Annotated in this window: 9 protein-coding genes; 5 read left to right on the plus strand and 4 right to left on the minus strand. The window is 68.2% G+C overall.

Annotated elements, in window-relative coordinates; translation table 11 throughout:
* Positions 1-3: 3 nt before the first annotated feature.
* Genes H7J06_RS23070 through H7J06_RS23085 form a run of 4 tightly spaced genes read left to right on the plus strand, consistent with a single transcriptional unit; the run spans position 4 to position 5,119 of the window.
* Complete coding sequence (locus tag H7J06_RS23070; protein WP_264041593.1) at positions 4-1,494, plus strand: oligosaccharide flippase family protein; 1,491 nt, start codon at positions 4-6, stop codon at positions 1,492-1,494.
* 10 nt (positions 1,495-1,504) lie between these two features.
* Entirely contained in the window at positions 1,505-2,656 is a 1,152-nt protein-coding gene (locus tag H7J06_RS23075) for a glycosyltransferase family 4 protein (RefSeq protein WP_264041594.1), read from the plus strand.
* 9 nt (positions 2,657-2,665) lie between these two features.
* Positions 2,666-3,700 (plus strand): polysaccharide deacetylase family protein, encoded by a 1,035-nt coding sequence (locus H7J06_RS23080; RefSeq protein ID WP_264041595.1) that lies wholly within the window; start codon positions 2,666-2,668, stop codon positions 3,698-3,700.
* A 6-nt stretch (positions 3,701-3,706) separates the two neighbouring features.
* Complete coding sequence (locus H7J06_RS23085) at positions 3,707-5,119, plus strand: hypothetical protein (protein WP_264041596.1); 1,413 nt, start codon at positions 3,707-3,709, stop codon at positions 5,117-5,119.
* Here the strand turns inward: H7J06_RS23085 and H7J06_RS23090 are convergent.
* The 4 genes from H7J06_RS23090 to H7J06_RS23105 form a co-directional block, all read right to left on the minus strand.
* Positions 5,116-5,973: a polysaccharide lyase family 20 protein gene (locus tag H7J06_RS23090; RefSeq protein ID WP_264041597.1), complete on the minus strand. Its 858-nt coding sequence runs from the start codon at positions 5,971-5,973 to the stop codon at positions 5,116-5,118. The two genes, H7J06_RS23085 and H7J06_RS23090, sit on opposite strands and share 4 nt — an antisense overlap.
* A gap of 117 nt (positions 5,974-6,090) precedes the next feature.
* A complete protein-coding gene (locus H7J06_RS23095; protein ID WP_264041599.1) occupies positions 6,091-6,621 on the minus strand; it encodes a YdcF family protein in 531 nt (176 codons plus the stop codon).
* The gene (locus H7J06_RS23100; RefSeq protein WP_264041600.1) at positions 6,618-7,592 is read right to left on the minus strand and encodes a thioesterase domain-containing protein; all 975 of its coding nucleotides are present in this window, start codon (positions 7,590-7,592) and stop codon (positions 6,618-6,620) included. The genes H7J06_RS23095 and H7J06_RS23100 overlap by 4 nt, the downstream gene beginning before the upstream one ends.
* A complete protein-coding gene (locus tag H7J06_RS23105) occupies positions 7,589-10,786 on the minus strand; it encodes a non-ribosomal peptide synthetase (RefSeq protein WP_264041601.1) in 3,198 nt (1,065 codons plus the stop codon). Before H7J06_RS23105 ends, H7J06_RS23100 begins: the two co-directional genes overlap by 4 nt.
* Positions 10,787-11,277: 491 nt before the next feature.
* On the opposite strand from H7J06_RS23105, the gene H7J06_RS23110 reads away from it, so the two are divergent.
* Complete coding sequence (locus H7J06_RS23110; RefSeq protein WP_264041602.1) at positions 11,278-12,438, plus strand: hypothetical protein; 1,161 nt, start codon at positions 11,278-11,280, stop codon at positions 12,436-12,438.
* The last annotated feature ends 23 nt before the right edge of the window (positions 12,439-12,461 follow it).

The following is a 12,461-nucleotide window of genomic DNA, read 5'->3' on the forward strand; positions in this document are numbered from 1 at the left end:
CCGATGACGGCGAGTCTGAGCGGCATTCTCAAACGGGGCGTGGGCTATTCGGCGGTCGGGGTCGTCGTATGCCAGCTGGCCGTCATCGTCCAGACGATCGCGCTGGGCCGAATCCTCGGACCCGGGGAGGTGGGCGTCTACGCAGCCGGGTCGGTGTTGTCGGGTTTCCTGTTGGCATTCACCCAGAGCACCCTCGCTCAAGCGTTGATCCAGCGCGACGACGACATCGAGGACGCCGCCAACACGGTGTTGATCGTGACGTTCGCGGCGGGGGTTCTGCTCGGGATCGGAGTGCTGATCGCCTCGCCGGTGGTCGGGTATCTGTTCCATGACGCGAGAGCCGGGCAGATCTCGGCGGCGACGTCCGGGCTGGTCGTGCTCTACATGTGCGTCAGCGTCCCCGAGGTGCTGATGCAGCGCGACCTGCGGTTCAAACAACGAATGGTCATCCAGCCCGCGGCGAAGATCGCGTTCGCCGGGGTGTCGATTGCGTTCGCCAGCATGGGCTTTGGCGCGTGGGCTTTGGTCGTCGGTTCCTACGCGTCGATCACCGTTCTGCTGGGGCTGAGCTGGTGGATGGCCAGGTGGCGCCCGTTCCGCGGGCGGTTCTCCGTGGCGCTGTGGCGGGAGATGGCGGTGTTCTCGTTCCCCCTGCTCCTGGACAACGTGTCCCACAGCATCCGCGAGGCGTTCCAGCAGGTGCTGCTGGGGCGCCGGCTCGGGACGGCCGATCTGGGGCAGTACCGCTACGGGTCTCAGATGGCCGCGATGCCCGCCATGGCGATCGTCGAGGTGTTCGGCTACGTCCTGTTTCCGGCGTTCACGCGCGTCTCGGCCGACCCGGCGAGATTCCGCGACGCGTTCCTGCGGGCGCTGGGCTGGACGTGGTTCGGCGCACTCCCGGTGGGGGTGCTGCTGCTGGTTCTCGGCAGGCCCGTCGTGGTGCTGCTCCTGGGCGACGCATGGCATCCCGCGGGTACCGCCGCCATGGCGATGTCGGGAATCGCGGTGGGTGCCGCGCTTCAGGCGCTCGGCATCACGGCGATCAAGGGGGCCGGCCGGTCGTCGCTGGTGAACTGGCTGAGCGCCTTGGGGTTGGCGCTGCACATCCCGCTCATCCTGTTGCTCTTGCCCTTTGGCCTCGTCGGAGTCGGCATTGGCCTCTCCGTGACGTACCTCGCTTGCGGCGTCGTCGCCATTCTGCTCGCCCGCTCGGTGGTCGAGGCGTCGCTGCGCGACGTCGTCGACGTAGTCGCCCCGTCGACTCTGGCCGCGGCGGTCGCCCTCGCGGTGGTCTTCCCGCTCGAGCACGTGGTCACGCGGTCGGACCGGTTCGTCGAGCCGGTCGGCCTGGCGGCGGTGGCCGTCGAGTGCGTTCTGCTCGCCGGGATCTACGTCGGCGTGCTGCGGCTGGTGTCGCCGTCGCGGTATCGATCCGTCCGGGGGCTGGTCGGGAACCTGGCATCCCGCCTCGGGGGTGCCGTGCCGAGATGAGGGGGAACGAATGGGACTGAAGGTGTTGATGATTGGCACGTATCCGCTCGAGCCGGGCGTGATACGGGGCGGAGTGGAGTCGGCGACGGGCACCCTCGTGGCCGCACTGGCCGAGCGCGACGACGTCGAGAGCATCACCGTCCTGCGTTTCCACCACGGGGAGGTGCCGTCGGGAGTCCGGCAGGAGTCGCCCAAGGTGCAGGTCCGCTACGTGCGTGGCCAGTACCGGTGGCGCATGCTCACCCGGTCCTACCTGGACCTGCGTCGGGCGCGAAGGGTGTTCGAGGAGGTGAGGCCCGACGTGGTGCACGGTCAGGAGATGGGGGTGAACGGCGACGTCGCGGTGCGTTGCAGCCCCAACGCCGTGGTCACCGTGCACGGGATCACCTACGTCGAGACCCACCTCTACCACGCGCCAAGTCTGCGAACCACCCTGCGAGCCAAGCTGATCCGCGGTCTGGCCAAACGGGTGCTGCGACGCGCCAAGGTCGTCGTCTCGATATCGAAGTACGACGCCGAGGAGCTCTCCGGTTTGGTGCGGGGGACGCGCACGAGCATCGCCAATCCCACCGCCCCCGAGTTCTTCGCGCTGGCGCCCCCGGCACCGACCGCGCCGCGACTGCTGTACGCGGGCGCGCTCATCCCACTGAAGAATCCGCTGGGCCTGGTCAACGCGTTCGCTCAGTGCCGCGCCACGGTACCCGACGCCCGGTTGGCGCTGATCGGTCCGCAACCGGATGCGCACTACCTCGACGAGGTGTTGGGCCGCGTGGCCGCCCTGGGCCTCACCGACTGCGTCGACGTCGTCGACCAGGTGGACAACGATCGGCTGCGACGGGAACTCACCGATGCTCGGGCGGTCGTGTCGTTCTCGCGGCAGGAGAATGCACCGACGATCATCGCCCAGGCCATGGCGGCGGGTAAGCCGGTCGTCGCCACTCGGGTGGGTGGTGTGCCCGAGATGGTCGACGACGGCGAAACCGGATTCGTCGTGGAATCCGAGGACGAAGTGAAACTGGCCGACCGGTTGTGGGCGCTGCTCGACGATCAAGGGCTTTGCCTTCGGATGGGCCGTCGCGCACACGACGTGGCGGTACTTCGCTACGCACCCGACACGATTGCCGAGAAGACGGTCCAGGCCTACCACGCGGCAATGAGATAGGAGGAATCAGTGACCAGTGTTCTGACCCGCGCGGCCGCCAAGCAGCTGATCGCCCGGCTGCTCTGTGCCGTCGGCGTGCCCGCGGTGACCCGGTGGCGCAAGTCCCGGCGACTCGCGATCCTGATGTTCCACGGGGTCGAGGGTGAGCCGGTCGACCCACCCTGTAGTTACGTCCTCGACGCCGCGACCCTGCGCCGAGAGTTGACGTACGTGCGCAAGCACTTCCACGTCCTGCCGCTCGAGGAGGCCGTTGAGCGGCTCCGCGACGGAAGCCTGCCCCGGCGGGCGGCGGCACTGACCTTCGACGACGGTACGCACAACCTCCTGACCCACGCCGCGCCGGTCCTGCGTGAACTCGGGCTGCCCGCGGCGGTCTTCGTCGCGACGGGTCCGATGGGAACGGGTGAGGCGCTGTGGCCCGACCGACTCTGGCTGGCGTTCGCCCGCACGACGCAGCCCGAGGTCGACCTGGCCACCATCGGGCTCGGTACCTGCTCGTTGCGCAGCCCCTCGGACCGAGTCACGGTGCGCGATGACGTGATCCAGCACTTCAAGCAGCTCCCGGACGCGGAGCGGCTGGCGCAGGTGGAGGGGTTGGTGACCGCGTTGGGGCCGGAGTCCGACGCCTATGGCACTCCGTTTCAGATGCTGTCCTGGGACGACGCACACGAGCTTGCCGCCGACGCGAACGTCTCCCTTCACCCGCACACCGTGACCCATCCGATTCTGTCGCGTTGCTCCGACGAGAAGGTCGACCACGAAATCTCCGAATCGTGCGCGACGCTCGAACGCGAGACCGGTCGTGCCCCGGAGATCTTCGCCTATCCCAACGGCGGCGAACAGGACTTCGACCATCGGGCGCGGGAGGCATTGCGGCGCAACGGTGTCCGCTGGGCGCTGTCGACGACGAACGGCTTCGCCGATCGCGACTCCGATCCGCTTGCGCTGCCCCGCATCGGCATCGCGAGTCAGCATTCCCACGCGGTGTTCCGGCTCAAGGTCTCGGGATTCGAGATGCGCCGACCTGCCCTTCGTGCCGGGTAGACGACCGTGGCCACGACGCTGGGCAGCACCGGCACCAGAGCGCTCACCGGCGCCAACTCCACCTCGGGGGTGACGGCGCTCGTGGTCGTCGCCGTCCTGCTGACTCGCCTGCCCCTCCTGGGACACGGTTACGGCGGCGATCCCGACGCATGGCGTGCGATCTCGGCGGCTCGACACCTGGTGGACACCGGCGTCTACGTCCCGTCGCGGGTACCCGGCTACCCGTTGCCGGAGTACGTCGACGCCGTGATGCTGTACCTCGGGGTCGGATCCAGCGTGGGAATCGGGGTGCTCTCGACACTGTTGTCGGCGGCGTCGGCGGTGTTGTTCCTTCGATTGCTGTTGCCGCTGGGGCGTTCCCGCGCGGTGGCCGGAGCCCTCGCGATGTCGTTCACCCCGGTCGTCTACGTGGCTGGGCTCGGCGCCATGGACTACGTCTGGGGTTTGACGTTCTTTCTCGCGGCCACGTCGTGCGTGCAATCGGGCCGCCTCTGGTGGGCCGCGACGTTCCTGGGTTTGGCGGCGGCCTCCAGACCGACATATGCGCTGGCGATCCTTCCGCTGGCCGTGCTGTACGTGCACGGCGACGTCGGACGACTGCGCAGTGCGGCGGGGTGGCGCCGGCTGGCCGTCCTGGCTGGGTGGTCGGGGGCGATCGCAGTGGCGTTCTTCCTGCCGGCGTTCCTCGCCGTGGGTGTGCAAACGCCCACGGCGTACGGCGACTGGAAGTCGTTGGTCTACAACGTTTCCGTCGGGCTGTTCGGCGTCGTGGGCTCCCTCGGGGTGGCGTGCGCCGCAGTGGCGGCGTGGTTCAACCGGCGGCGCGGGGTCACGCTGCCCGAGCCCGACGATCGCGTCATGAACGGCTGGGCGTTGACCACCGTCGTGCTCTTCGCTCTGCCCTTCGTCTGGCTGCCCGACGAGGCGTCCTATCTGATACCCGCGCTGGTGGGCGTGTACTGGCTGCTGTGCCGGTACGCCCCGCACGTCGTGCTTTGGATTTTGGCGGCGTCCTTGGCGTTGTCCTGCTTCGTCTTTGCGGTGGATCGCGACCACGGTCGCGTGCGTCTCTCCGTGGCGGGCCCCGTCCTTCGGGAGATCGAGATCCAGGCCGAGCGGCGATGCGCGGCGGGTGTGGTGACGCGCGCGCTCGCGGCCGACGGTGACGAGTACGTCATCGCGGGTGCGTACCGCCCCCAGCTGCTGGTCGAGGTGGGCCTGCCGCTTGCCGATCGGATTCTCTACTCCGTGCGCCCCGGCGACGACGGGCGGCTGGTCGACACCGAGCGGGTGCCCGTCCCCGACGACGCCCGACTGCTTCTGCTGGACCGAGCCGCGGATCAGCAGTCGGAGGAATGGTCGATGCCCACCGGCCGGGCCTCCGTTCTGACGACCTACCCGGAGTGCGCCGGTGGTTAGAGCGCCTCGCGTGTGTCCGCGGACCGAAACGCCGAGTGGTAGACGATGCCCGTCGGCGCGATGCCGTTCTGGCGGTAGTACCCCTCCTTGTAGTACACGGAGGATGGTGAACCGCCGGGGACCAGGGTGCGCACGTGGTAGGTCTGCGAGCCGTCGGTGAAGGTCTGGCGAACGCCGTTGTGCCACAACTCGACGAATCCCGTCGAGTCGGACGCCGACCACAGAATCTGCATGTCCACCTCGTGCCAGGTGCCGGGGTCGAGGGGGACGCTGAACAGGGCCACCTTGCCGAGATAGCCGCCAGGCGACGACTGCCGGTCGGCGAGCAGCGTCCATTGCCCGTCCTGGTAGCTGACGCTCCAATTGAGCGGCGGCGAGCCGTCGTTGGAATCGCCATGCCACTGATTGGTCAACCCCCACCCGAGGCTTGCGTGATCGGCCGGAAAGGTCGGGTCGAACATCGTCGCGAACCGATACCACCGAGCCTGCCCCTCGAACCCGAGCGTCTTCTCACCGCCGCTCACCTCGGAACGCTCACCGCCGCCGAACGGGGGAACGTCACCCTCGCGTACCTCGAAGCGGGCGGCGTAGGCGTGCACGGGATCCGGTACGACGGACGCCGAGTACGAACCCGGGAAGGCGCGTCCCGCGCCGTTGTAGTCCTTGCATTGAACCCACCACTGACTGAAGTTGCCGGTGCCGTAGTCGCCGACGAACGACTCGGCGCTGGCGTCGACCACCCGTGCCGTCGCACTGGCGGGTGCCGTGGGCTTGGGCGGTGGTTGGGGAGCGCAGGCGGCGGTGACGGCGGCCGTCGTCACGAGGGCCAGGCGGCCGAATCCTCGGCGGTCCACCGTCGGACCACGCGGCATTGCTGAATCGGCACGGACGTGCTCATGCATGACGTTCAGTATGCCACCGGTTGGGCGTTGAGGTTTGCCGAATGGCCAACGGTCCCAGCGTCACCGGGCTCAGCAACCGGGCTGTGCGACCGCGCGTAGATACCCCGCCGTTTGGTAGAGGTATTCGAACGCCCACCTGGACACCGAAATGCGATCCGGGCTGGCCGCCATCACCACGTCACCGCCGAAACATTGGTGAAGGATGAACCGGGCTCGGGACACGTGGGGCCGAAAGGTGACGACGATGAGCGTGCGCCAACCGTGTTCCGAGGCCAGGTTACGCAGTTGACGCCCCTCGCCCTTCGTCGTCGCCGGGTCCGGATCGAAGCAGTACACGGTGACTCGGGGATGTGGCGCCGCACAGAACTGCGTCAGAGGCGAGTCGGCCGCCGGGTGGGGATTCGAGATGACCAGATTGGAGGCCCACCCCTGCTCGGCCAGATCGAGGCCGAACGGGTATCGCGAATGGTGCGGCCCGCTGAGCACGACGACGGCGTCAGCGTGACGCAGCTGGTCGACCTGGGGTCGCACGTACACGGGTATCCCCGCCGCCGCACCGACCAGCAGCACGCACGCGAACAGCAGGAGGCCGCGCGTCACGGACGGCGCTGTTGAGCCTCGGCGACGAACGCGCTGAACGGCGCGACGTGCTCGGGCAGTAGCATCAGGTCGTTGCTGCAGCCGTCGGGGCCGACGAATTCGCACGAGCTGGTGGCCAGGGGGCCCCAGCGCAGCGGACGGGCCCACGACCGGGTGAACGAGCGGCAGGGGATGACGAAGTCGACGTGACACCGCGCCGGTTGCGGTGAATATGCCCGCGCCGCAGCGATCGTCGCCCTTTCCACCTTGCCGCGCCGGATCAGGACGGGGTCGGTGGTCTTCTCCTCCCGGTCCGCCAACTTCCCGCGCACGCGCCCGGCAACGTACCGAACGCGCTCGCGTGGCGAGGCTCCCCGCATCGCCCGAGCATGGATGGTGCCCCGGCGAATACCCTCCTGCACCACTGCCAACGCCTGACCTGGAACGCGGTACGACCCGGAGTACGGTGCGCCGAACAGCAGCAGATTGGACACCTGCGCGCCCGACTCGGTGAGCTGGCGGGCTAGTTCGAATGCGATCGTGCCGCCGGCGCAGTAGCCGGCGATCGTCATGGGGCCCGTCGGATGGAATTCGCGAATCTGTTGCGCGAAGTACCCGGCCAGGTCCTCGACGCGCGTCAGGGGTGTCGACCCCTCGTCGAGTCCGGGTGGCTGGAGGCCGTAGAACGGCTGATCCGGTGAGAGATGATGCGCCAGAACGCGATAGGTGAACACGTCGCCGTTGTGACCGGCCACCGCGAAGATGGGGGTTCGCGTTCCCGACGGGGAGAGTGGCACGATCGCACGTTGCTGCGCGGCGAGCTGCTGCGCCTCGCGGAGAAATGCGATGAGTTCGGACTTGCGCTGCGCCACATCGCGTTTGTGGTCGTCGGTCAGCACTCCGGCGGGCGCGTTGACGCGGAGTCGATCACCGTCGAGCACGACGTGCACGTCCAGAGCGCGTAGCTCCTCGAGAAGTTGGGAGGCGCTCACAGCTCGAATTCCTCTCGCTCGCCCTGGCCGGCCACGGCGAGCTGGGCGCTGCCCGCGGCAGCCCAGGACAGTACGTCGATGGCAACGGCGAGCCGCTCTGGTGTCGGACGTTCGAACAGATTTCGCAGGGGCAGGTCGACGTGGGCCGCGTCGCACAGCTTGGCCACGACCCGAGTGGCCATCAACGAATGACCGCCGAGATCGAAGAAGTCGTCCAGAACGCCCACGTCGCGCCGGTCGAGGGCCTCCTTGAACACCGAGACCACCAGTTCCTCGTTGGCGGTGCGGGGGTCGACGATCAGACGGGGCGCCGAACGGTGTTGTCGCGGCGTGGGAAGTGCGTTGCGGTCGAGCTTGCCGTTGGGCGTTCGCGGCAGGTCGTCTACGTGGAGGAAGTGCGTGGGAACCATGTAGTCCGGTAGCCGCGCGTGCAGGGCCTCACGGAGGTCCGCGATCAGGTTTGGAGGCGGTGCGTCGGCGACGAGGTAGGCGATGAGGTTCTTCTCGCCGGGCACGTCTTCGCGGGCGATCACGGCGACCTGACGCACGGCCGGGTGTTCGGATATCGCGGCTTCGATTTCGCCCGGTTCGATGCGGTGGCCGCGAATCTTGACCTGTTGGTCGATGCGGCCGAGGTATTCGAGGTCGCCGTTCTCGTGGCGCCTGGCCAGGTCCCCGCTGCGGTACGCGAGCCCGTCGTGGAACGGATCGGGCAGGAACCGTTCCGCGGTCAGGTCGGGCCGGTTGAGGTAACCGGCGGCGACGCCGGGACCGGCGATGTAGAGCTCGCCGGGCACGCCGACTGCCACCGGCCTGAGGCGGGCGTCCAGGACGTAGAGGCTCAGGTCGGGGATGGGAACGCCGATGACGCTCCCTCCGTCGAGGTCGGCGCGGGTGACGGGTCGATACGCGGCGTACACGGTGGCTTCGGTGGGGCCGTACATGTTGACCAGCCGCGGACTGGTGTCGCCGTAGCGGTCGATCCACGGCTTGAGGATGTGTGGTTCGAGTGCCTCACCCACGAAGATGATGTCGCGCAGAGCGAATGGCGCGGCCGGACCGCGCTCGTCGACGTCGATCAGCGACCGGAACGCCGTGGGGGTTTGGCACAGCATGGTGACTCGCTCGCGGTGCAGCAGCGCGTGGAATGCCTTCGGGTCGCGGCTGACGTCTCGCGTCACGACCACGAGCCGCCCACCGGACAGCAGCGCCCCCCAGATCTCCCAGACCGAGATGTCGAAGGAATAGGAATGGAACAGCGTCCACACGTCGTCGGGACCGACGTCGAACCACTCGTCGGTGGCGGCGAAGAGCCTCAGCACGTGGTGGTGAGTGATGGGCACGCCCTTCGGCTTCCCGGTGGATCCCGAGGTGTACATCACGTAGGCGAGGTCGTCGCCGGTGGGGTGACCGGGTTGCGGTGGGGTGCGCGGCGCGGGTGGCAGCGGCGCGTCGAGGCAGATGCACTGCACGGGTAGAGCGGCCAGCTGCCCGGCCAGTGCCCGTTGCGTCAGAACGACTCTGGCCTGGGCGTCTTCGAGCATGAAGGCGACGCGCTCGCTGGGGTAGACCGGGTCCATGGGGAGGTAGGCGCCGCCTGCCTTGAGGATGGCCAGCATGCCGACGACGACGTCGGCGCCGCGTTCGACGCGCAGTCCGACGGGTTGGTTCGCGGTGACACCGAGGCTGCGCAGGTGCGCCGCCACGGCTTCGGCTCGACGATCCAGGTCGGCGTAGGTCAATTCCTCGCGGCCCGTGGGCGTTTCGACGCTCACCGCGACGGCCTCCGGCGTGGCGGCGGCCTGGCGGGCGAACCCGGCGTGCAACGTCACGTCGGGGGTGTCGAACACCGGACGTGGCCCCGGGCCCACCAGAACCGCCCGCTCGTCGTCGCCCACCGGGTCCAGATCACCTACGTAGGCCGCGTCGCCGTCCGCCAGGCGCGTCAGCAGGTTCACCAGGTGAGCGAGCATGCGCGCGACCGCGGCGTCGGAGAAGCGCTCGGTCGAATACTCCAGCCGCACCAGCATTTCGTCGTCGCCATACGCCCGCAGCGCGATCGGGAAGTTCGTCTGACCGACGTAGTCGAAGTGGCGTCCGGGCATCTGCAGGAATCCGTCGAGTGTCCTGTGGTCGTAGATGACGATGCTCTCGAACAGCGGCGTGCGGCGGTCGACGGCGCTCCATCCGTGCACGGCCGCGAGCGGGGTGTGTTCGTACGGTCGTAGCGCGACCTGCTTCGCCCGCAGCGACCGCAACCACGGCCCGATTCGCGCGTCGTCGTCGACGTCGACGCGCATCGGAAGTGTGTTGATGAACAGGCCGATCCGCACGTCGGTGTCGTCGGAGCCCGTCCAGCGTCCCGTGCGGGTGGCACCGAATACCACGTCCGATTCGCCGCAGTGGCGACTCAACAACACGGCCCAGGCAGCCTGGAACATCGTGTTGACCGTGACGCCCGTGTCGCGGGCCGTGTCGCGAAGGGGATCCGACAAGGTCCGAGGCAGGCGCAGCTGAACGGCTCCGTGGAGTTCTTCGCCCGAGACGGCCTTTGGCGCGTCCGCTCCGATCGGCGTCGGAGCGGAGAAGGTGCCCAACTCGTTGCGCCAGAACGCTTCTGCGGACGTGAGATCGAGCGACCGGCGCCACTCGACGTAGTCGCGGTACGGACGCGCAGGCGCAAGCGTCACGGTCTCGCCCCGCAGGGCGGCGTCGTAGAGCGCGAACCATTCGAGCAACACGACGCACGAGCGGCCGTCGCCGAGAGCGTGATGAAAGGTCCACAGGACACGGGATCCGCCTCCGGGGAGGTGGGCGACGAACAGTCGCAGGATCGGCGCGCGAGAGAGGTCGAAGTCCTGGCGGCGGTCGGCCTGAAGTTGCGCCTCGAAACGCTGCTCGGCCTCCTCGGGTTCGAGGCCGCTCCAGTCGGCGACGGTCGCCGGCAGCTCACCGTCGGCGACCACCTCCTGGCACGGCTCGTCCACGTCGCTCCAGCGCAATCGCGTCCGCAACACCGTATGACGCTGCATCACTGGCAGAAACGCTCGTTCGAAGGTCTCCACGTCGAGTGGTTCGCTCGTCATGACGATGATCTGTTCGACGTCGACGCCGGTGCCCGACGTGCTCAACGCGTGTAGCAGCATGCCCTGCTGCAGGGGCACCAACTCGTAGCGGTCGACTACCTCGGTCATGTTCAACAACCCCCGCTCATCCGGAGAACGAAAAGCCATGTGAGGTAGCGCCTTTTGTCAGCGAAGGCGGTAGCCCCCCGGCTCCTTGACGCCCCCATGCCCGACCTCGAAGCGGCTAGGCGACCGCCTCACGTGTGGCGAAGTCTACGAAATGGTAGCCGAATGCGCCATACCCGATCTCTGGTGCGAATGTTTGCGGTGACTACGAGTTCGCGTTCGCCGCGTCGCGTCGAGGCGGGACTCGAGCCATCCGGAGGCCGTATGTGGGTCGTGCACGAAACGGGCGTGACCACAAGTAGATCCAACGATCCATGCACCCGTCGATCGAACGATCCAGGACGACCCGAAACGTCCCGACGAGTCGCATCACCCGGTGGAGCGCATGCCTCGTGTCGTTCGCCAAAACTGCAACACTGGGTGTTGACCGGTGCGTCGGCCGAGTCGTACGCTCGCACTCGGGGCATCTGGGAACGGTGCCGGGGGCGGTGAACATGGTGGATTACACATCGACGAATACACGGCGCCGCAGTGTTTCTCGGGCAACGAGCACGCAGGGCCGGCAGATCGTGGCGCTGCTCGCCGCGTCCGGGGTGGTGATCGCGGCGTGGGCGGTCTTCCCGTCCTTCGTCGAGTCCCGAGTGTATGTGCCCCTTCCCCAGGCGTCGGACCCGACGGCCGTCGACGCCGTCGACCACCCGGGCCAGGGCGTCGTCGAACGATTCGTGGCCCAAGCGGTGTTCAAGACGATGTCGGCGTCTGGGCCGACCAACGTTCGAATCGGGCTCGAGAGTTCGAGTCGGTCGCTCGTCGTGCAACAGGTGCCACTCAGGTCGAAGCTGACTGCGCTGCTGGCGTTGCTCTCGCAGACAAGCGAATTGGAGCGGCCCGCTCTCGAGGCGAAGATACGAGCGCTGCTCGAGCTACCCGACGTCGCGTTGGCGCAACTGCTGCAGCACCCTGACCTCGCGGACCTGTCCAAGACGCTGGACGCGGTGTTCCTTGGTACGTCCGACGTGTCGCAGGTGAAGACCGAACTGGACAAGATCACCGTGACGTCGGTGCCGGGCGAATCCGAGAAGATTCACGTGATCGCGGTGAGCGGTAAGCCGGCCTACGAGGTGCGGACCCCGATCAGTGCGGTGCCCTCGGCGATGTCGGTAGCGGCGATGTCGGTCGCGCCGGTGGCGCCGCAGGTCGACGAGCCGTCCGCCACGGTCGTCACCACCTTCGCGCTGGAGCCGAGCGTCGATCCCCTCCCTCCACCGCCACCTCCGCCACCCGTGATCGAGCAAGCGCGCTTCGCCGCGCCCGCCATCGACGTGGCGCCAAGCGTCGACGACACCCCGCCGCCCCCGCCCCCATCTCCAACCCCTGCGCCGGAGCCGGCGGCACAGTCGGGCGCGTCGACCGAGGTCACCGGGACCTCGCTGGACGTCATGGACTCGGGCAACAAGTTCGAGCCCGGTGAGACGGCCGCCCAACCGGTCGCAGGCAACTCGCCGACGACGGAAGCGACTGCATCGCAGACCTCGTCGCCGCCGGAACCGACGGAGCCACCGTCAACCGGCGCCACCGCCGTGAACGAGCCGGCCGGCGACGGCGGGAAAGCCGCACCGAGCGGAGGCGGGTCGGCCGGCGAAGGCGACCAGTAGCTCTCCTTTGGTGCATCTCGCGC

Source organism: Mycolicibacterium hodleri, assembly GCF_025822245.1.
Lineage (GTDB): Bacteria > Actinomycetota > Actinomycetes > Mycobacteriales > Mycobacteriaceae > Mycobacterium > Mycobacterium hodleri.

Coding starts and splice junctions, on each gene's coding strand:
- H7J06_RS23070 (WP_264041593.1), top strand. CDS start 4: ATGACGGCGAGTCTGAGCGGCATTCTCAAACGGGGCGTGGGCTATTCG.
- H7J06_RS23075 (WP_264041594.1), top strand. CDS start 1,505: ATGGGACTGAAGGTGTTGATGATTGGCACGTATCCGCTCGAGCCGGGC.
- H7J06_RS23105 (WP_264041601.1), bottom strand. CDS start 10,786: ATGACCGAGGTAGTCGACCGCTACGAGTTGGTGCCCCTGCAGCAGGGC.
- H7J06_RS23110 (WP_264041602.1), top strand. CDS start 11,278: ATGGTGGATTACACATCGACGAATACACGGCGCCGCAGTGTTTCTCGG.